The sequence below is a fragment of the Pseudoalteromonas sp. HF66 genome, from assembly GCF_011806445.1.
Classification (GTDB): Bacteria; Pseudomonadota; Gammaproteobacteria; order Enterobacterales; family Alteromonadaceae; genus Pseudoalteromonas; species Pseudoalteromonas apostichopi.
The window spans coordinates 96,216-116,296 of record NZ_JAATOU010000012.1 but is presented as its reverse complement, the minus strand read 5'-3'; the positions used below and the strand labels follow the sequence as shown (position 1 = coordinate 116,296).

Annotated in this window: 22 protein-coding genes; 6 read left to right on the top strand and 16 right to left on the bottom strand. The window is 40.7% G+C overall.

Annotated elements, in window-relative coordinates:
* Window positions 1-23 precede the first annotated feature (23 nt).
* Window positions 24-1,406, top strand: a complete 1,383-nt coding sequence (gene ccoG, locus HCZ11_RS13225; protein WP_130051788.1) for a cytochrome c oxidase accessory protein CcoG — start codon at window positions 24-26, stop codon at window positions 1,404-1,406.
* 29 nt (window positions 1,407-1,435) lie between these two features.
* Here the strand turns inward: ccoG and HCZ11_RS13220 are convergent, their stop codons facing one another.
* From HCZ11_RS13220 to HCZ11_RS13210, 3 genes are all read right to left on the bottom strand, one after another.
* Complete coding sequence (locus HCZ11_RS13220; RefSeq protein WP_130051787.1) at window positions 1,436-1,852, bottom strand: hypothetical protein; 417 nt, start codon at window positions 1,850-1,852, stop codon at window positions 1,436-1,438.
* Window positions 1,853-2,035: 183 nt separating this feature from the next.
* Window positions 2,036-2,941 (bottom strand): M14 family metallocarboxypeptidase, encoded by a 906-nt coding sequence (locus HCZ11_RS13215; protein ID WP_167658626.1) that lies wholly within the window; start codon window positions 2,939-2,941, stop codon window positions 2,036-2,038.
* A gap of 62 nt (window positions 2,942-3,003) precedes the next feature.
* Window positions 3,004-3,594: a hypothetical protein gene (locus HCZ11_RS13210; RefSeq protein WP_130051785.1), complete on the bottom strand. Its 591-nt coding sequence runs from the start codon at window positions 3,592-3,594 to the stop codon at window positions 3,004-3,006.
* A 152-nt stretch (window positions 3,595-3,746) separates the two neighbouring features.
* Here HCZ11_RS13210 and HCZ11_RS13205 point away from each other — a divergent pair, with 152 nt between their 5' ends.
* A complete protein-coding gene (locus tag HCZ11_RS13205) occupies window positions 3,747-4,784 on the top strand; it encodes an AI-2E family transporter (protein WP_130051784.1) in 1,038 nt (345 codons plus the stop codon).
* A gap of 59 nt (window positions 4,785-4,843) precedes the next feature.
* Here the strand turns inward: HCZ11_RS13205 and HCZ11_RS13200 are convergent, their stop codons facing one another.
* The 5 genes from HCZ11_RS13200 to HCZ11_RS13180 form a co-directional block, all read right to left on the bottom strand.
* A complete protein-coding gene (locus HCZ11_RS13200) occupies window positions 4,844-5,260 on the bottom strand; it encodes a hypothetical protein (protein WP_130051783.1) in 417 nt (138 codons plus the stop codon).
* Window positions 5,247-6,584, bottom strand: coding sequence for an ATP-binding protein (locus tag HCZ11_RS13195; protein ID WP_167658625.1), 1,338 nt, complete (start codon window positions 6,582-6,584; stop codon window positions 5,247-5,249). Before HCZ11_RS13195 ends, HCZ11_RS13200 begins: the two co-directional genes overlap by 14 nt.
* Window positions 6,578-7,252, bottom strand: a complete 675-nt coding sequence (locus HCZ11_RS13190; RefSeq protein ID WP_054552907.1) for a response regulator transcription factor — start codon at window positions 7,250-7,252, stop codon at window positions 6,578-6,580. The genes HCZ11_RS13195 and HCZ11_RS13190 overlap by 7 nt, the downstream gene beginning before the upstream one ends.
* A gap of 2 nt (window positions 7,253-7,254) precedes the next feature.
* Window positions 7,255-7,506 (bottom strand): PepSY domain-containing protein, encoded by a 252-nt coding sequence (locus HCZ11_RS13185; RefSeq protein WP_130051781.1) that lies wholly within the window; start codon window positions 7,504-7,506, stop codon window positions 7,255-7,257.
* A 152-nt stretch (window positions 7,507-7,658) separates the two neighbouring features.
* Entirely contained in the window at window positions 7,659-7,958 is a 300-nt protein-coding gene (locus HCZ11_RS13180; RefSeq protein ID WP_175580462.1) for a YciI family protein, read from the bottom strand.
* Window positions 7,959-8,134: 176 nt separating this feature from the next.
* On the opposite strand from HCZ11_RS13180, the gene HCZ11_RS13175 reads away from it, so the two are divergent.
* On the top strand, window positions 8,135-9,559 hold the full coding sequence (locus HCZ11_RS13175) for a sodium-dependent transporter (protein WP_130051780.1): 1,425 nt from the start codon (window positions 8,135-8,137) through the stop codon (window positions 9,557-9,559).
* Between the two features lie 71 nt (window positions 9,560-9,630).
* On the opposite strand, the gene HCZ11_RS13170 is transcribed toward HCZ11_RS13175, so the two are convergent.
* Window positions 9,631-10,269, bottom strand: coding sequence for a CPBP family glutamic-type intramembrane protease (locus HCZ11_RS13170; protein ID WP_167658624.1), 639 nt, complete (start codon window positions 10,267-10,269; stop codon window positions 9,631-9,633).
* 58 nt (window positions 10,270-10,327) lie between these two features.
* The gene (locus HCZ11_RS13165) at window positions 10,328-10,915 is read right to left on the bottom strand and encodes an inner membrane-spanning protein YciB (protein WP_167658623.1); all 588 of its coding nucleotides are present in this window, start codon (window positions 10,913-10,915) and stop codon (window positions 10,328-10,330) included.
* Between the two features lie 192 nt (window positions 10,916-11,107).
* Here HCZ11_RS13165 and HCZ11_RS13160 point away from each other — a divergent pair, with 192 nt between their 5' ends.
* Window positions 11,108-11,377 carry an HU family DNA-binding protein gene (locus HCZ11_RS13160; RefSeq protein ID WP_130051777.1) on the top strand — a complete coding sequence of 90 codons (270 nt, stop codon included), beginning with the start codon at window positions 11,108-11,110 and terminating at the stop codon, window positions 11,375-11,377.
* Window positions 11,378-11,513: 136 nt separating this feature from the next.
* Window positions 11,514-12,086 carry a type 1 glutamine amidotransferase domain-containing protein gene (locus HCZ11_RS13155; protein ID WP_167658622.1) on the top strand — a complete coding sequence of 191 codons (573 nt, stop codon included), beginning with the start codon at window positions 11,514-11,516 and terminating at the stop codon, window positions 12,084-12,086.
* 54 nt (window positions 12,087-12,140) lie between these two features.
* Here HCZ11_RS13155 and trpA read toward each other — a convergent pair whose 3' ends face one another.
* Genes trpA through HCZ11_RS13125 form a run of 6 tightly spaced genes read right to left on the bottom strand, consistent with a single transcriptional unit; the run spans window position 12,141 to window position 18,701 of the window.
* The gene (gene trpA, locus HCZ11_RS13150) at window positions 12,141-12,953 is read right to left on the bottom strand and encodes a tryptophan synthase subunit alpha (protein WP_167658621.1); all 813 of its coding nucleotides are present in this window, start codon (window positions 12,951-12,953) and stop codon (window positions 12,141-12,143) included.
* Window positions 12,950-14,134: a tryptophan synthase subunit beta gene (gene trpB / locus HCZ11_RS13145; protein ID WP_130051774.1), complete on the bottom strand. Its 1,185-nt coding sequence runs from the start codon at window positions 14,132-14,134 to the stop codon at window positions 12,950-12,952. Before trpB ends, trpA begins: the two co-directional genes overlap by 4 nt.
* Window positions 14,135-14,141: 7 nt before the next feature.
* Window positions 14,142-15,506 carry a bifunctional indole-3-glycerol-phosphate synthase TrpC/phosphoribosylanthranilate isomerase TrpF gene (gene trpCF / locus HCZ11_RS13140; RefSeq protein WP_130051773.1) on the bottom strand — a complete coding sequence of 455 codons (1,365 nt, stop codon included), beginning with the start codon at window positions 15,504-15,506 and terminating at the stop codon, window positions 14,142-14,144.
* Window positions 15,499-16,518: an anthranilate phosphoribosyltransferase gene (gene trpD, locus HCZ11_RS13135; RefSeq protein ID WP_130051772.1), complete on the bottom strand. Its 1,020-nt coding sequence runs from the start codon at window positions 16,516-16,518 to the stop codon at window positions 15,499-15,501. Before trpD ends, trpCF begins: the two co-directional genes overlap by 8 nt.
* Window positions 16,519-16,527: 9 nt before the next feature.
* Entirely contained in the window at window positions 16,528-17,133 is a 606-nt protein-coding gene (locus tag HCZ11_RS13130; RefSeq protein ID WP_130051771.1) for an aminodeoxychorismate/anthranilate synthase component II, read from the bottom strand.
* Window positions 17,133-18,701, bottom strand: a complete 1,569-nt coding sequence (locus HCZ11_RS13125; protein ID WP_130051770.1) for an anthranilate synthase component 1 — start codon at window positions 18,699-18,701, stop codon at window positions 17,133-17,135. The genes HCZ11_RS13130 and HCZ11_RS13125 overlap by 1 nt, the downstream gene beginning before the upstream one ends.
* Window positions 18,702-19,236: 535 nt before the next feature.
* Here HCZ11_RS13125 and HCZ11_RS13120 point away from each other — a divergent pair.
* Window positions 19,237-20,076 carry a PHP domain-containing protein gene (locus HCZ11_RS13120; RefSeq protein ID WP_130051769.1) on the top strand — a complete coding sequence of 280 codons (840 nt, stop codon included), beginning with the start codon at window positions 19,237-19,239 and terminating at the stop codon, window positions 20,074-20,076.
* The last annotated feature ends 5 nt before the right edge of the window (window positions 20,077-20,081 follow it).

The following is a 20,081-nucleotide window of genomic DNA, read 5'->3' as shown; positions in this document are numbered from 1 at the left end:
CCGACACAATAGTAAGTAGCAAAATGAAATTTGATATAAAAGAGCAAGACTTAATCATCAAGCCCTACAACCAAGATGGGCCAATTTATATTCGAGAGCAAAAAGGGCATTTCCAACGTATCCGCCGTTACTTAGGCTGGGTGCTGATGCTGACTTTTATAGCTATTCCGTGGATCCCATATGATGGTCGACAAGCCGTATTACTTGATGTAGCAAGTCAAAAATTTACCCTGTTTGGATTAACGTTGTTACCGCAAGATTTTATGATCTTAGCCATGTTATTTATGACTGGTGCGTTTGCTTTGTTTTTCGTCACTAACTGGCTAGGTCGTGTTTGGTGTGGTTACACTTGCCCGCAAACAATCTGGATGCTTATGTTCACTTGGGTTGAACACAAAGTTGAAGGTAACCGAAACCAGCGTATTAAACTTGATAAAACAGCTTGGTCAGCAAGTAAATGGCAAAAGAAAATCACTAAACATGCCGCTTGGCTTGTGATCTCTTTACTCACATCAATGTCATTCATGGCTTATTTCATCCCGGCTAAGTCTTTATACATGAGCCTATTTACCCTAGAAATGTCTGGCATTGTAAGCTTTTGGGTATTTTTATTCGCATTTTGTACGTATGGGAATGCGGGATTCTTGCGTGAAAAAATGTGTACTGTTGCTTGCCCATATTCGCGTTTTCAATCAGTAATGTTTGATAAAGACACCTTGGTGGTCACGTACGATCAAGAGCGAGGAGAATCTCGCGGTGCTCGTAAGCGTAAAGCCGATCCAAAAGAGTTAGGCTTAGGTGACTGCGTAGACTGTAATTTGTGTGTAGAAGTATGTCCAGCTGGTATAGATATTCGTAATGGCTTGCAATATGAATGCATAAACTGTGGTTTATGTATTGATGCCTGTGATAGCACAATGGAAAAGTTCAACTATCAAAAAGGGCTGATCAAGTACGCCTCGGAAAAACAAATGGAAGGTAAAACGACCAACCCATTTAGACTAAAACTTCTTGGTTATGGTGGTTTGACGGCGCTATTTGTCGTTGGGATGGTTGTGTGGATGGCAATGCGCACACCAATCGAGGCCTCTGTAATTCGTGACCGTAATGCACTGTACCGAGTTAATTTTGAAGGCTTGGTAGAGAATCCATATACCTTATCAATCATCAATAAAACGCAGCATAGTTTGAGTTATTCAATTGGTATAAGTGGTATCGAAGAAGCAAGCTTACAATTGCCTGAAACTATCAAAGTTGAAGCAGGTCAGATGAAGCGAGTACCTGTTACTGTGGTTGCTGATGGCTATGACTTAAAGTCAAAAGTAACGCCTATCAGTTTTCACATTCAAGCATTAGAAGATGCCAATATCGCAATTACTAAAGAGACTAAGTTTTACCGAGATTAATCCAACCCCAAAATGAAAATGGCTTGTTTTTAACAAGCCATTTCTGCAAATTCGAGTTTCTTTAGCACATGGGCTTTAGCGCTATCTAAATCATCAAATAAACAGTCCATTATCTGAATTGGTGATTGTGCTTGTGCAATGATGCGTTTCATTTGATTGAGTACAATTGATGAGCTAAACATGTATGCGGTAGCGACACAGTTAGTGCTTTGTAGAGCACGTAACAATTGGATAAACCCGCGTTCGGCCTCAGGAGTTGTAGCAAGTAATTGGGTAGAATGACTAATATAAGCCCACGGCTTTCCAGCTAGATCAGAAATATGCTTTTTTATATCTACTGCAAAGTCATTGACTAAACGTGCGTTAATATTACCAGAAAATTGTCCAATTATAATTGGACCATCAGTGATGATACTGACACTGCCATAGTGATTCTTAAATTCCAATTTGCTTCCCTTTTGAATTAAAAGAGCGCGAATTTTATACAATTCTATGTATGTGTCTAGTTATTTAATATACAATTATTAAAAAACATAAATAATTCAATTTAGTTTTTTATTTGTGTGTTTTATCTATTTAAGTGGTTTGGAGTAAATTATTTATTTACTCCAAATTTAAAATATAACTAACTATTTATTAACAATATAGTTCAATGCACCGGTAATCGAGGCTACTTGTGCATCAATACAGACTTCATCATTTGCCTGTGGGCTATCAGGGTAAACTTCTGTTGTTGTCACAAATTCAGCATCAGTGAAACCCATACATAAGCCGAGTTTTTTCGCTTGGTAATGAATAACACCCAATTGGGTTTGCGGTACACCAATCAACTGGTTATTCTCATCGCTAGGTGCGATATGAGTTACTTTTTCAACAGACTTAATAATCGCTGCCTGAAACGCGTCATGTGGACGTTCACTATCAGCAACGAGATAAAAGCCATCTGGGATGTTCCAGTTATCGTGAGTGGTTGCATCACGTGCTGCAAGAGCAGGACGAAACTCACTATTATCAGTATCAGTTGTTTCATGTAGGTCGATATGCACGTAAGGTGCAATGGTATTGTCAGCTAAATACTGCATGATTGCTGCAGACTCTTCAGCTGGGCTGTCAGCGTAGAATGAGCGGTTTGGATCTGTCGCATTAGGGTTCCAGCGATTAATTGTTTCATAACCCCACGGGCTGATACACGGTGCTACTAAAATATTAAAATCGGCAAAGTAGTCTTTAGCTTTGTTCTTAGCAAACGCTAATGCGCCATGCACACCACTTGTTTCATAGCCATGAACGCCACCGGTAACCAATACTGTCGGTTTATCAGCTTGCCATTGCTTGCTCTTTAAAATGTAAAGAGGGTACTTGTCGCTGTCGTAACTTAATGCACCATACTGTTCAATATTGAAATCGATTGATAAAGACTCTAATTGCGATACAACATCATCTATATAGCTACGTTTTACTGTCTGTGATTTAAACCATGCTTTTTTATCTGCTTCGTTCCACGGTTTACCTGGGGTTCCTATAGGGTAACTCATAAAATACCTTATTCGACTTGCTGCAAAACGCCAAGCTTATCTAAGCCGTTAAGTCACTGCAACTAGATAAGTTCAGTGGTAAAGGTACCTTGCTCATACAGCTTTGCGTGATGGTGCTTATGGGCCTCAAATAAGTATCTACGAAGTTCCTCTTCACCTTTGCAAACCTTTACGATCTTACCTGCAATCCCTTTACTAGTGGTTCGAATTGGCTTCACACTAAGAATAATGTGATCTCTGCTAGGTAAATCAAATGCGAGTAATATGTCTTTGTTTAGCTCTGGAGCTTGACGCTTAGGCTTGAGTAACACGCCAGTACTTGATAAAGACAATATTTGAAATTGCTCGGTATGTATTTCGAGATCAGGAGTTCGCCAGCTGCGTTCGATCCCTTTGGTATCTATCACTTCTGGTGCACTGAGTAAGGGTATCAGCTGGCCATTTTCGTCATTGATAAACTCAAGTGGAAACCAAAGCTGATAAATACCCACCTCGGCAAGTAAAGTTAGTTTGGAATTTGCTAGTAAGCCGTTTAATTTATTTGGCAAGTTGAGCCTAACAGACATTTTTGTATCGGTTGGATCGCCATCAAGGTTTTCAGCCTCGAATAAACGGTTGAAAAAAGTAAGTTCTTGTTCGGATAAATGTGCCATATAAAGCTCCTTCTTTAGCACGCTTACTTATATGTATCATAAATTGTTCAAATTATGCACGTATAATGAGCATTAATTATGCCAGAAGCTTTGTGATTTATTTTGCGGCGTATTTCACTTACACTGATAAAAAAGTTAACAAGGATTTTATTTTGTCGAGCCTGACTGGTGTAAATAAAAGTTTAGTAATATTTGCTGCTTTAGTCGTTGTTTTAGCGGGTATTAAAGCTGCAAGTGTGATTGTTATTCCATTTGTGTTGGCGGCCTTTATCGCTATTATTTGTAATCCCTTAATCCGTTTCTTTGCCAAATACGGTATCCCTAAAGGTATTGCTGTGGTTTTTGTGATGCTGATGATTGTCGGTATAGGGATAAGCCTTGCCGGTCTGGTTGGGCAATCTATGACCGATTTTTCAGAAAATTTACCTGAGTACAAGGCACAACTCAAAGAAGAGTTTGTCTGGGTGGTTAACGTTGCTGCAAGCTATAACATTTTGATTGATAAAGAGCAGATTATTTCTTTATTTGATCCAGGTAAAATGATTGATGTTGCAACTAATATGCTCACCGGGTTAGGTGGGGTGATGGCGAACCTGTTTTTAATCATATTAACTGTCGTGTTTATGCTATTTGAAGGGCCAATGCTCAGCAAAAAAGTGCATTTAGCACTCGATGACCCTGAAATGAAAATGCAGCAAGTTGACCGTTTCTTAGATTCAATTAATTCTTATCTAGCCATAAAAACAATGGTTAGTCTAGGCACAGGTGTTCTTGCAGGATTCATGCTGTGGGCACTTAATGTTGATTATTTTGTGCTCTGGGCTGTGGTGGCGTTTATGCTTAACTATATTCCTAATATTGGTTCTATTATTGCTGCAGTACCAGCTGTGTTACTTGCTTTAATCACGCAAGGCCCATTGGTAGCAGGGTTTATCGCTGGTGGATATTTAGTTATTAACACAGTGATGGGTAATATTGTAGAACCGCGCTTTATGGGGAAAGGGCTGGGCTTATCGACGCTAGTGGTGTTTTTATCGTTGATTTTCTGGGGCTGGTTGATGGGAACAGTTGGTATGCTATTGTCAGTTCCATTAACTATGATAGTTAAAATTGCTTTAGAAACCAGCCAAGAAGGGCGATGGCTTGCTACTTTGCTAGGTAACGGTGAAGAGCTAAAACTTGAGGATTAAAAAGGCGCTTAAGCGCCTTTTTATTTTTCAAAATGATTAACGATTATAGCGACTTGGTATCACTTTAGAGGTTGTTGTAAAACCTTTACATGGTTTTTGAGAATTTCAATCTCACATTGTTTGTAGGCAATAGCGGCACTAGTGCCATTTGGCATTTTTTGTAAGTAGCGCCAACGACAACTGTCTTCTAAATAACGCTCTTGGTTTTTTATACTGCGATTAAAAATTGGTAGCAATTGGCTATTACCGGTATCTTCTTTTATTTTTTCAAGATCCATAGTGAGCTTATTAACCCACATTTTTTGGTCACGTTGCAGGTCTGCAATAACTTGATCAAGGCATTGAATATACCGCTTGGTGTCATCAGTATGGTTGCTCGCGAGCTCACAAGCTTGCTCTGCTTGAGCCTGTGATGCAGTCGTAATTAAACCTAAAAAGATGCTCTTAACGAATATGGATGTTTTATTTTTTATCATGGTAATTAAACTCTAATATAAACTCAGCGCCGGATAGCTTCTCTGCATCTTTAATGGTTAATGTGCCATTATACGAGTTTACTAAATCAGATACGATAGCCATGCCAACACCATGGCCACTTTCGTAAGTATCGAGTCTGGTACCGCGAGTCAGTAATGATTCGCGTTTGTGCTCAGGAACACCTGGGCCATCATCACTTATGCTGAGTGTTAACTTTTTGTTCTGTTTAACCTTTATATCGACCTGTGAACGGCAAGCTTTACAGGCATTATCGATTAAATTACCGAGTAGTTCCATTAAATCGGTTTTATCACCTAAGAAATAGTCTTTTTCACTAACCTCAGAGGTAAAAATAATATCTTTATCGCGATAAACCTTGCTCATCGCGCTTAAAATTGAATCAATAACAGGTTTAATATGGGTTTGCTTTTTCCAAGTATCAGAAGCACCCGTTGCAGCTCGTTTTAATTGATGTTCGATCATCACATTAATACGATCTAACTGCTCTTGTGCATCGGCATCATTGGCTAAAGGGCTTGATTTAAGGACTGCCAAGGGGGTTTTTAATGCATGAGCAAGATCGCTTAACGAAGCCCTATAGCGCTCTTTTTGGCGCTGTTGCGATTCAAGTAATAAGTTTAAGTCGGCTTTTATGGTTTGCAGCTCTACTGGGTAGAGACCTTTTATTTGCTGATTATCGCCCGATTCAATGGCTTTAATTTCTTTATCAAGACGTTGCAATGGCCTTGCACTCCAAACAAAACCAATCGCCATAAGCGCTGCAATGGCCACACCCATTACATACATCCAATTTACTAACGTTTGTTTAAAGCCATCCATCAGCCTGAGAAGTGCATCATTACGTTTTAATAAGATAAAACGCGCATGCTCCGATTGGTCAATGTTTTCTAAAATAACGGTAAGGGTTAATTGCCAGTACACGGTCTTGTTGTATTCAACACGGCGAAAATCCGCAGAGCCTGCTGGGGCTTCAAAGTTATCTGGAATAAAATTGATGTTGGTGGCTGATTCAGAATACCAAACAGGAAGATCACCACGATAAATCATTGCATAGGTATCTGAATTTAAACGATTTAGCTCTGGAGTTAAGATGGTGCTCGGCATTACAATGCCGCGCTCAGTGAAGTCAACTTCAGAAATAAGAGAATATAAATGAGCTTCGAGGGTTTTTTCGGTCGCTTCGACCAAAGAAGCGTAGTAAGCCTTACCAATTGAGAAAAACAGAATTGGCAAGGCTACTAATAAAACAAAGACAAGGATAAATCCTTGCCTTACTTTAAGCGGTATTTGCGATGCTACCACTGACTTTTAAGCCTATAACCACGGCCACGTAATGTTTCAACTGGGTTAAGGGTACCGTCAGGGTCAAGCTTCTTACGTAAACGCAATACGAAAACTTCTATTACGTTTGAATCAAGGTCGAAGTCTTGATCATAAATGTGCTCTGTCAATTCAGATTTAGAAATTACCTTTTGTGGGTTAACCATTAGATATTCTAAAACTTTGTATTCGTATGCAGTTAAGCTAAGTTCTTTATCATTAACCCAAACTTGTTGTGAGCGAGTGTGTATTTTGATAGGACCTGCTGTCATTTCTGGGTTTGCTTTACCTGCGCTGCGGCGGATAAGTGCATTACAGCGTGCAATCAGCTCTTCAACATGGAAAGGTTTAGTTAGGTAGTCATCAGCACCTGCATCTAAGCCTTCTACTTTATCTTGCCAACGGTCACGTGCAGTTAAAATCAAAATAGGGATAGTAATCCCCTGAGCACGGGCTTTGGTAATTAATTCGATACCATCTACTTTTGGTAAGCCTAGATCTACTACCGCCATATCAAGCGGGTACTCGGTAATATGGAATAAACCAGCTTCACCATCGTGACAAAGGTCAACGCTATAACGCTCTTTTTCAAGTGCATTACGGAGGTTATCTGCTAAGTGTAAATCATCTTCAATAACTAAAATTCGCATTCTTAATCCTTTTTCACTTCGCCAGTCTTTTTGTTCACATGGACATCAACCACATGGCCGTTCGTTTTTAAAATTCTTACGGTAAATACTTTATCTTGCTCTGTGATTTTTAGGGTTCGGCCGTCCTCAGATTTTTTGGCAATTGTCACAGCCTGTTTTTTAGTCACTTCAGAGACTTGTTTCTTACTGGCATCAGCATGAAAGCTTGATAATGCAAATAAAAGACTAAAACTGAAGGCTAATAATATGCGCATGACGGGGAACTCCTAAACCAGACCCATTTAGTTTAATTAACCAATTAACTAAAATTCAAGTAATTACGTTCAATTCTGTAATTTCAATAGGCAAATCTTAGTTAATAAGCCGTGAACAAACACTGAATTAATGATTCAGTTAAGTTCAGACGTTAACCAAATACTTTTTTAAATGGTTTTACAACTGAGTTGTCGTAAACACCTGCAGCAATGTAAGGATCATTTGCTGCCCATTCACGAGCTGCTTCTAATGACTCAAACTCAGCAACGACTAACGAACCTGTAAAACCAGCTTCAGCGGGATCTTCACTATCAATGGCAGGAAGCGGACCTGCTGTGAATAAACGGTTTTGTTCATCTAATTCTTGTAGACGTGCTAGGTGAGCAGGACGCGCAGATTTGCGTGCTTCTAAACTATTTTCAACATCAGTTGAATAAATCATATACAGCATGGTGTGTTCTCAATGTTATTTTTAAAAAATAGTAGCATATTCTTAGCAATAGACGAGAGAATATTCGCGTAATAATCTTTACACAAACCCATATAACTTTAACTTATAAAGCTTGAAATACGCGGTGTAACACTGGTAGAGTCGCTGGGTTGAGAAAATAATAATAAGGTTTTTAAATGAGCGAAAAACGCGAGCATTTTAGCTCCCGCCTCGGTTTTATTTTAGCGGCAGCCGGTTCTGCTGTAGGTATCGGAAACTTAGTAGGTTTTCCTGTTTCAGCTACAAAAAACGGCGGTGGTGCTTTCCTATTAGTTTATGCATTGTTTGTCATTTTCATCTGTTTACCAGTGATGATGGCTGAAATGGCAATGGGTCGTAAAGCGCAAAAAGATCCTCTTGGTTCTTACAAATTATTAGCGGGCAACGATCCTAAATGGAACTTTGCAGGCTTTTTAGCAGTATTAACGCCATTTATGATTGCTGTTTTTTATATGGTTATCACTGTATGGATTTTTGGTTATTTATCGCAAACTGCATTTGGTAATTTAGATGCTTTGGCTCAGCCAGATAACTTTGGCACTTTTATTAACAGCTACACCGTGTTTGGCTATATGGCAGTGGTTGCTATCATCGTTAACTTGATTTTGGTTGGCGGCGTAAAAGAAGGTATTGAAAAAGCAGCTAAGTTTATGATGCCAGCTTTATTCGTTCTACTAACAGCGTTGGTTATTTATGTATTAACACTTGATAACGCGATGGCTGGTGTGAAGTACTATATAGTGCCTGACTTTTCAAAAATGGATGCAAGTGTATTAAATGGTGCATTAGCACAAGCGTTTTTCTCATTGTCGTTAGGTATGGGTATTTTAATGACCTATGCATCTTATATTTCAAAGAAAGACGACATTGTTGGTAGTGCTAAAATGGTTGCTGTAACCGATTCTCTTGTTGCATTTATTGCGGGTCTTATGGTTCTTCCTGCTATATTTAGCTTTAACCCAAACACTGACCCAAGCACTTTATCTGACTCATCGGTATCGATGATTTTTGTTTATTTACCAAAAATACTATTAGCGTTACAAGCTGATATTGGTTATGTAGGTGCATCAATTGTTGCGTTTGTATTCTTTTTACTCGTCTTTTTTGCTGCAATTACGTCGCTTGTATCAATTGTAGAAGTTCCAACAGCAACATTAAGTGACCGCAAAGGTATTAGCCGTAAAAAAGCGTTGCTTATCTTAACTTTATCTACAGGTGTATTAACTGTGCTTTGTACGATGTCGTTTGGTATGGTTGAATCACTCACTAAGTTTGTTAGTTATGGCGGCGCAGATAAGAGTTTATTTGATATTGTTTATGATGTGTTTTACGACACAATTTTACCGCTTAATGGTTTAATGGTGTGTTTATTCGTTATGTACCGTTGGAAAAAAGCAAACTTATCAGCAGAGCTAAGCCAAGGCTGTGACGGCTATGTTGGTAGCTTCACAGAGAAGTATGTGAACTTCTCACTATCAACTTTTATCCCTGCCATTTTATTACTAATCTTTGTAAATACGGTGGCGACTAAATTCTTTGCATTTAGTATTTTCGGATTTTAAAAACCAGTTCAATACTTAGCCGCGCACTTTGCGCGGCTTTTTTATGCCTGCTATTTGTTGTGCTTTAATAATCAAAATGCTCCTGCATCAAGCACATCACCCAAGCCAAGGGTAAACATCCAAAGTCCCCACAAACTGTGTTCAATTACACACACGAAGGTAGAGCGGCTTTGCGAATAAGTATATGAGAACAACAGTCCACCTAAAAATGCTAGAAGTACGGCCAATACATTCGCATAGACAATATGCGCCAACGCAAACACCGATGCGCTGACAATAATACGCACCGTTTTACTTGGCATAATGCGTTTATAACGATGGAAAAAATAGGTTCTAAAAATAAGTTCTTGCGGCATCACCGATAAGATAGGGTAGAGCAGTAGCAACATTAGCCAATCGTTGAATGAGTTTCGTGGTAGTGAAAACCAGTTTTCTTGATTCATGATGCCGTAAAACATCCCGGAGAATAGCGCTCCTAAAAAGAAAAAACTAAATAAACGACGTTTTACCGCACTAAATTGCCCGAGGCTTGTTAAGCGAAAACGCTTAAAGTGGGGATCAGACAGAAGCAGCATGCCACATACAATCATTAAGATAATAAGTGCGGGAATGAGCCAGTTAGCGAGGTAGGCACGCAAAAAGAAGCCTAAGAGCGGCAAAGAAACAAATATGAGGGTAAATTCAAACCATCGGTATTGGTTAGCGTTCAATGTCGTCTCAGCGTTTTTTTTGTTTACGCTAACAAGCTAAGACGACAGTTTTATGACACTAAGATTGCTTTGAATCTTTCTCTTCGTCATCTTCTGGTAAGTATTTGAATAGGGTGATGATTGTTGCTAACACGCAGACAAAGGTAATACCCATTAAGCCAAACACTTTAAAGTTAACCCAAAAGTCGAGTGAGAAGTTATACGCAATGTAGATATTAAGCGCAGAAATACCCGCAGTAATTGCAACCCAAAACAGGTTAAGCTTGTTCCATAATGCTTCTGGTACCTTTATTTCTTGTTTACTCTCAGAGGCATTTTCTAAAATCGAGCTAAGTGCTTTTTTCACTAGGTTTTTGCCAAGTACATAGCGGCTTACTAACAAAGTGACACTGAAAATTGCATATACAATGGTGGCTTTCCATTTGACAAACTGTTCATCGTGAAAAACTAAAGTAAGTGTACCTAACACCACCGCGATGGCAAAAAACAGCCAATGTCTGGTCGGCACTTTGCCATCCTTAAAATAACAATAAGCAACCTGAATTAAGGTGGTTAGCATCAGCAATGCTGTTGCCCAATAAATATCAACTAACTTGAAAACCGCAAAGAACAAAATCAGCGGGATGTATTCAATAATCGCATGCATAGATTTATAAATGCTCTAATTTAAAAAGATACTGGGTTGTATCAAGTTATTGCGCAAGATACAAGGTTGACTTAGTAGAGCTGAAAGCTTAGCCTCCTGAGCCAATCTGGCCTAAACCTGCGTTTAGGTTGTTTTACCTTATCTTTTTCCGCTTAACCTCAGATGATTAAGTGGCGTATTTTGGAGCATTTTATGAATAAAGCCGCGTTAGTATCACAAATGGCTGCCCACAGTGAATTAACAAAAAAAGACACACAAGCTGCCTTAACTAGTATGTTAAATGCTATCGAAAAATCACTGTCTGAAGGCGATCAAGTGCAAATTAATGGCTTTGGTACGTTTGCATTGAGTTATTACCCAGCACGTAAAGGTCGTAATCCACAAACAGGTGAAGAAATTGAAATTGAAGGCGCTAACAAGCCTGTTTTTAAACCTGCTAAAGCATTAAAAGACGCCCTATAAGCAGGATTTGCAAATTCGTTGTAGCATTTACACACTGAAACAGAATATTTTTAAATTAAGTTAATACTTTCAATGTGTTAAATTTGGCATGTTGTCTGCTGCTATTACTTTAGGTTTACCTAAATATGGAGATAACATGTCAAATTTAAACAGCCAACTTAATGGTAAAAAGATTGCCATTCTAGCAACCAATGGTTTTGAGCAAAGTGAGCTATTATCACCACGCAGCGCATTGTTAGAAGCAGGTGCACTTGTAGAAGTCGTGTCTCTTGAACGTGGAGATATTACTGGCTGGGATGAAAACCAATGGGGTGAAAGAGTCACAGTGGATCGTGTGGTTAGCGAGGCTGACTCAAGTGAATATGATGCCCTATTGCTACCTGGTGGTTTATTCAATCCAGACACACTGCGTCAAGATAGCGAAGCAAAAGCCTTTGTTGATGGTTTCTTCAGTGCAGGTAAAAATAAACCCATTGCAGCGATTTGTCATGGACCATGGCTACTAGCTGAAGTTAACAAATTACGCGACCGCAAGGTGACGTCATACCCAAGCATTAAAACCGACTTAATCAATGCTGGCGCAAATTGGGTTGATCAAGAGGTGTGTGTTGATGAAGGTATAGTCACAAGCCGAAGCCCAGCTGACTTAGAGGCTTTTAATCGAAAATTCATTGAAGAAATTAAAGAGGGTGTGCATCGCCATCATTAATAGTTAGATACAATAAAGGGCCTATAAGGCCCTTTTTTAAGTAAACTAAACAACTTATTTTGTAGCTGCTTTCATACTGGCTACAAACTCTTTCAACCCACTTAGCATAGCTGCTTGGTCATCAAGGTTTGCTTCTATGATTTTAACTACTGCAGAACCTGAAATCGCCCCAGCGGCCCCTGATTCGAGTGCTGATTTAACATCTTCCGGTGTTGATACTCCAAAGCCTAATAAAGCTGGTGCAGCATGATAATCTTTTAGCTTTTTAACTAACGAGTCTGCTGGCATTTGTGCTTTAGTTTCTGTTCCCGTAACGCCCGCGCGCGATAACAGATAAGTGTAACCACGGCCATATGAAGCACACTCGCGTAAAGTGTCGTCATCAGCATTAGGCGTTGCAATAAAAATTGGGTCTATGCCATTTTTCATTGCTGTTTGGCGAAATAGCTTTGATTCATGTAGCGGTACGTCAGCCACTAAAATTGAATCGACACCTGCTTCTTTAGCATCTTGATAAAACTTTTCGATGCCACGCTTAAACACCAGATTTGAATACAATAATAGGCCAATTGGAATATCTGCATTGTATTCACGCACTTGTTTGATGATATCAAAGCAATCTTGGGTATTAATGTTTTCATCAAGCGCACGAATGTTGGCCGCTTGGATAACAGGGCCATCTGCAATCGGATCAGAAAATGGAATACCTAACTCAAGGGCATCAGCGCCGCCATCAATTAAGCTTTTGATGATTTCTACACTCAGTGCTTTATTAGGGTCGCCAATGGTCACAAACGGCACAAACGCACCTTGGTTTGTTTCATTTAATGTGGCGAACAGTTGTCCGTAACGGTTAGTCTGGCTCATAGTGCGCCTCCTTCTGATAAAACACTGTGTACGTGAGCCAAATCTTTATCGCCTCGGCCGCTTAGGTTAACCACTAAAATAGTGTCTTCGGTTTGTTGCTCGGCATATTTAAGGGCATATGCTAGGGCGTGGCTTGACTCAAGGGCTGGAATAATCCCTTCGTTTTTAGCTAATAATTGGAATGCCTCTAGAGCTTCAGTATCGCTAATACCAACGTATTGTGCACGGCCTGTTTCATGTAAATGAGCATGCTGTGGACCAACGGCTGGGTAATCAAGACCTGCTGAAACAGAGTAAGACTCTTCAATTTGACCATCATCATCTTGCATAATATAAGTATAAGTACCGTGTAAAATGCCCTTTGTGCCCTTACATAAGGTCGCACCATGTTGATGCGTATCTAAGCCTTTACCAGCAGGTTCTACACCAATCAGTTTTACGCTTGGCTCATCAATAAAGTCTGTGAACATACCAATTGCATTAGAGCCACCGCCAACACAAGCAAGCACGGCATCCGGTAATCGACCTTCTGCTTTTAACACTTGTTGTTTTGCTTCTTCTCCAATCATTTTTTGGAACTCACGTACCATGGTTGGGAATGGGTGAGGGCCTGCTGCAGTGCCCAGTAAATAGTGAGCATCTTTGTAATTAGCAGACCAATCGCGTAGTGCTTCGTTTACTGCGTCTTTTAAAGTACCAGAGCCTGCTGTGACAGGAATAACCTCAGCACCCATTAGTTTCATTCGAAATACGTTTGGTTGCTGACGTTCAACGTCTTTTGCGCCCATGTAAACACGGCACTTTAAGCCAAGTAGGGCACACGCGAGGGCAGTTGCAACACCGTGTTGGCCAGCACCTGTTTCTGCAATGACTTCTTTTTTCCCCATGCGCTTTGTAAGTAGTGCTTGACCAAGTACTTGGTTGGTTTTGTGCGCACCGCCGTGGAGTAAATCTTCACGCTTTAAATATAGTTTTACCTTTGGGTTTTTAACTAAATTACGTGTCAATGTTAGTGGCGTAGGGCGACCTGCGTATTCATTTAATAGTTTTTCAAATTCAGCCTGAAAAGCTGGATCTTTTTGTGATTTATTAAACTCTGCTTCTAGTTGCTTGAGTGCAGGCACAAGCAACTGTGGTACAAACATACCACCGAATTCACCAAAATAAGCTGGATTTTGCATTATAACCTCAATAATTTCTGATATGCGAAAACGCATTTTGTAATTTTGTTTGGCACTTTTTACCCGCTGACGCTTCAACGCCAGAATTTAGGTCAAGGCCATTGGCACCGCGATAAAGCGCTGCATGAATATTCTCTGGATTTAAACCACCGGCTAACATAAATGGCACCGTTGCCGTTTCTAGTACAGACCAATCAAATGTTTCGCCTGTGCCGCCTTTTTGGCTTTTGCTGTAAGTGTCGTATAAATGGCGGTCAACCCCTTCGAGCGGTTTTGGTAATTCGCCTTTAACGGCTTGTGCTTTCCAAATTTCACAGCCAAGCGGTAATTGCTTTCTGAGAGTTTGAATATATTCGCTATTCTCGTCACCATGTAATTGCACTGCAGCTAGCTTTAAACTTTGTGCATAATCTACTACTTGTTCAACAGGCGCATTGACAAAAACACCAACATAAGCGAGCGGGGCACTTTGTGTTACTTGCTTGGCGCAGTCGATATCGACATAACGTGGTGACTTAGGGTAAAAAATTAAACCGCCATAAACAGCACCACTCGCGTAGGCTGCCATCGCGTCTTGTGAACGGGTTAAGCCACACACTTTATTTTCACCTAAAATCACTTTACGACACGCGGCTTCTAAGTCGCGCTCAGCCATGAGTGAGCTACCGATTAAAAAGCCGTCGCATAATGGCGCTAGGCGTTTTACATCTTTATGGGTATAAATGCCCGACTCTGAAATGACCACTTTGTCATTTGGGATAAGCTGGCGTAATCGCTCTGTTGTCGCAAGATCAGTACTTAAATCACGAAGGTCGCGGTTGTTAATGCCAATAAGGCTGGCATTAAGTGCAAGTGCGCGGCTTACTTCTTGCTCATTACTGACTTCAGTGAGTACCGACATATTCAAAGAATCAGCCACTTTATGAAGCGCTAAATATTGTTCGTCATCAAGGACAGAGAGCATTAATAAAATAGCATCACCACCAGACAAGCGTGCTAAATAGACTTGGTACTCATCAATAAAGAAGTCTTTACAAATTAGCGGCTGCTCAACTTGGCTGCGCACATATTCAAGGTACTGATAGCTGCCTTGGAAATATTTTTCGTCAGTAAGCACACTCATGCAGGTTGCGTACTTTTTATATACCGAAGTAATTTCGTCTAAATTAAACGGCTCGCGAATAAGCCCTTTTGACGGTGATGCTTTTTTACACTCTAAAATAAATTGTGTGCCAGTTGCTGCTAACGCTGCTTCAAAGTCTCGCTTGGTTGGTACAACATCCTCAATGAATGACTCAAGCGGGCGCTGTGCTTTTCTTTGTTCTAATTCAATGCGTTTGTCGGCAACAATTTTGTCTAACACGTTAGCCATGACTTACCTCAATAATTGCGTTCAATGTGTCCATCGCTTTGCCTGATGCTAATAATTCACTTACTTGATCTGCGGCTGCTTTTAAATCACTTGTTTTATCAGTTAAATAAAGAAGTGCCGCAACGTTGGCTATAATAGCTGCGTTATGCGCCATTTCACCTTGACCTTGTAAAATCGCTAAGCTTGCTTTTGCGTTATATTCTGGCCCTTGGCCTGCTAGTTGTTCAAGTGAATAGTTTGCAAGACCAAAATCGCTCGCTGTTAGCGTGTATTCGCTTAGTTCACCGTTATTTAGCTCAACCACTTTGGTTGTCCCGTGCAAGGCAATTTCGTCAGTGCCTGCACCATGAACCACCATGGCGCGTTTAGTGCCAAGGGTTTTTAAGGTTTCTGCCATTGGTAAACACAGTGAAGCGTCATAAACACCAAGCAATTGAACCTCGGGTGCAGCAGGGTTGGCAAGCGGCCCTAAAATATTAAAAATTGTGCGGCTTTTAAGGGCTGTTCGCACGCCCATCGCATGGCGTACACCACTGTGATAATGCGGCGCAAATAAAAATGTGAAGCCAGTATTTTCTAAACAAATGGCTGCTTGCTCAGGGCTCATATCGATATTGATACCCAAGGCTTTTAGTAAATCCGCAGAGCCAGAATTACTCGATACACTTCGATTACCATGTTTGACCATGTTGATGCCCGCAGCGGCGGCTACAATAGCAGCAGTGGTACTAATATTAATTGTGTTTGAGCCATCGCCACCGGTACCACAGCTATCTGCAAGCAAGGTTTTGCTGGTTTTAAATGGCACTGCATTGGCGCGCATTGATGCTGCCGCACCGGCGATTTCATCACTCGTTTCGCCTTTTAGTTTTAGGGCGATAAGTGCAGCGGTTAATTCAATATCATTAAGCTGACCATTCATGATGGCGTCAAACAATGCAGTTGCTTGCAGAAATGATAAATCTTGCTTTGCTAATAATTGGTTTAACTGGGTTTGGGTTGTTGCTTCCATGTTATTCCTCTACTGCACGCGTGCGGTTAAAAATTCAATGCTTTGCTGTAATAGCAATGCGCCATTTGGCGTTAAAATTGACTCAGGATGAAACTGATAGCCAAGGGCATTATCTTGTTGGTGGTAAATTGCCATCGGAATAGTCTCATAAGAAGCAATTACTTCAACGTCATCAGGGACTTTGGTTGCCATTAATGAATGATAACGAGCAACCGGCATTTTATCGCCCATACCTGCAAATACTGGGTGCTCAGTCAACGCAATAATTGATGACTTGCCATGCACTGTTTCACCTGCATGACCAATAATCCCACCGTAGCTTTGTGTTAGTGCTTGCTGTCCTAAACAGATGCCCAGCATCGGGAAGCGGCCTTTACACAGTTCAATGAGTTCCATTAAACAACCCGCATCCGATGGTGCGCCAGGGCCGGGTGAAAGCACTAATAACACGGGCATTGTCTCTTGGCACATTTTGTCAAAGATGCTTTGTGCACTGATGTTATTACGGTATACCACTAACTCGCACCCTAACATAGAAAGTTCATCGACTAAGTTATAACTAAATGAATCAAAGTTATCTAAAAAGTAGATTTTATAGGCTGATGTTGTTGTCATTATTGTGCCTCGTAGGTCGATTGAATCGCAGTGATCACGGCTTGCGCTTTAGCACGAGTTTCATTGGCTTCTGATTGTGGTTCTGAATCAAACACCACACCTGCACCTGCTTGCACGAAGGCTGTGCCGTTTTTAACAAAGGCAGAGCGAATAACAATGCAGCTATCCATGGCACCATCACCCGTTAAATAACCTACTGCACCACCATAGCTGCCACGGCGTTTTTGTTCGGTTTGACGAACTAATTCAGCGGCACGTACTTTAGGTGCGCCCACTAACGTGCCCATGTTCATACAGGCTTGGTAGGCATGGAGCGCATCTAATTCTGGCTTTAAAGTACCAACAACACGTGAAACTAAGTGCATCACTTGTGAGTAGCGGTCTACTTTTAATAATTCTTTAGCGTGGCGTGTGCCAGGTACGCTAATACGAGCTACATCATTTCGCGCTAAATCTACTAACATCAGGTGCTCAGCACGTTCTTTTTGATCGTTGCGAAGCTCAAGCTCAATGCGGCTGTCTAGGTCTGGATTAATTTGTCCGTTAGCAAACTTGCCACGAGGGCGAGTGCCGGCAATAGGGTATACCTCAACTTGTTTACTCTCTGGACAATATTTGAGGGCTGACTCGGGCGATGCACCAAATAATACAAACTCTTCATCGCGCATGTAAAACATATATGGGCTTGGGTTTTGTTGTTTTAATTGGCTGTAAGCATGAAGTGAGTCAGGGCAGGCGAGAGAAAAAGTACGTGATGGAACAACTTGGAAAATATCACCATCAACAATGTTCTTTTTTAACCTGATAACATGTTCACAGTATTGCTCGTCGCTAACATCGATAGAAATAGGGTTTGAGCCTGTTTGTTTTTGCCCTTGGTAGCTTTGTGCATTGTCACATACGGTATTTAAACGTTCTAACTGTTGACCCACTTCAAAGCAGTTAGCGTGTACTTCAGGGCCGTTAAACACATTGCCGATTAGTTCTGTTGTTTTTGCCTGATGGTCGATGACAACGAGCGTTTCAGCTAAGTAGAAAACATAATCTGGGCAGCTATTTTCGCCGTCAGGTACATCAGAAAGGGCTTCGAAATTAGCAACCATATCGTAGGCAAACACACCGCCTAAGAACACAGAAAACGGGTTGTCTGTGGTACTTTTAATACTGTTAATGCAGCTACGTAGCGCACTAAATGCGTTATCTGCTACTAATTTACTGGCTTCATCAATGTCGCTTGCGATCTCGTTGTAGGTTAACGTTAACGTGTCATCTACAAGCTCAGCAGAACAGTTTTGCACATGACTTTGTAAATAAGGCAGTAATTGTTTGCCATTATTTGACTGTGCTGTGAGTGTGACCTGTTTGCCTTGGCAAACAATACGTAGCGCTGAGTCAACCAAAATTAGACTTTTTACACTGTCTTTTGAATCAATTTCAGCAGACTCTAACAGCAGTGAATTAGGCTTATCGAGTAAACTGTATAACGCAAGTGGGCTACTAATGTAGTCACGCACTTGAGTGATACTGGTTACTTCACCCGGTGTCGTCGTTATATGACTAAAAATCAAACCTTATTCTCCCTCATTCCCAAAAACTCTTTAAAAAACAAAACCCCGCGAAGCGATGCTTGGCGGGGTTCGTATAAAGATGCCTATAAATTAGATAGACCCTTACCGTCCCGCTAAGCCAGGCGCCACCACCAATGATGTGTAAGAGTTGCTATGTAATTCATTATAAAACCTTAAAATTTAGATATAAAAAAACCCGCTACATGAGCGGGTTTTGAAATCGTTAGACACGACAATTCGTCACCCGCTAGTTACGAGTGCCACCACCAAATTGTGATTTGAATTGTTTTGTTCATTGTTATTTCTTATTTAACGTGTCTGAAAGTGCCTACAGTAAAGCGTACCTAAGCCGATACTGTCAAGCATTAATTTACATATTAATACGAGTTCGGCATTTACCCATCGTAATTGCCCATTTATGAGGGTAAAACACACAGTTATATGTCTTACTTAAAAAGATAATCACGCCCTCGCACTAAATTTTTGTTATACTCACATCATTGATTCAAGAACTTACGTAAAGCAGTCTTTCCCTTTGATAAAATACGATTTACATAGCCACACCACATACTCAGATGGTCAGCTATCAGTCGAGCAATTGTTACACCGCGCGGTTGAGAAAAACATAGATGTGTTTGCAATTACCGATCACGATACGTTAAGTGCGATAAAACCAGCACGCAAAGTCATTGCAGATGATAATTTACCGCTTAAATTGATTGCTGGTGTTGAAGTATCAACAAAATGGGAAAGCTTTGAGATTCATATTGTTGGCTTAAATATTGATGATGAGAACAATTCACTGCTGTCATTATTACACGCGCAACAAGCCAAGCGTGAAGAGCGAGCCACCGAGATAGGTCGCCGCCTTGCTAAAAATGGTTTTGAAGGCATTTACGACCAAGCAAAAACATTCGCTGAAAACGCACAGATCACACGCGCGCATTTTGCTCGTGCACTGATAGAGCGTGGCGTAGCTAAAAACTTCCCTGGCGTATTTAAAAAATACTTAGGGCGAGGAAAAACAGGCTATGTACCAAGTAGTTGGTGCGATATGCAAACGGCAATTGCTGCAATTCACCAAGCTGGTGGGGTTGCAGTACTCGCTCACCCTGGGCGATATCAAATGTCTAACAAATGGCTGCGTAAGTTAATTATTGAATTTAAAGACGCGGGTGGCGATGCAATGGAAGTAGCACAACCACAACAAGCACCGAGTGAGCGCCAGTTTTTAGGTGAACTTAGTCGTGAATATGGTTTACTTGCGTCGCAAGGGTCAGATTTTCATTTTCCGACCAGTTGGTTGGAGTTAGGTAAAAATTTATACTTGCCAAAAGATTGCCAAGGGGTTTGGCAAGCATGGGAAGGGCAATAGGAGCG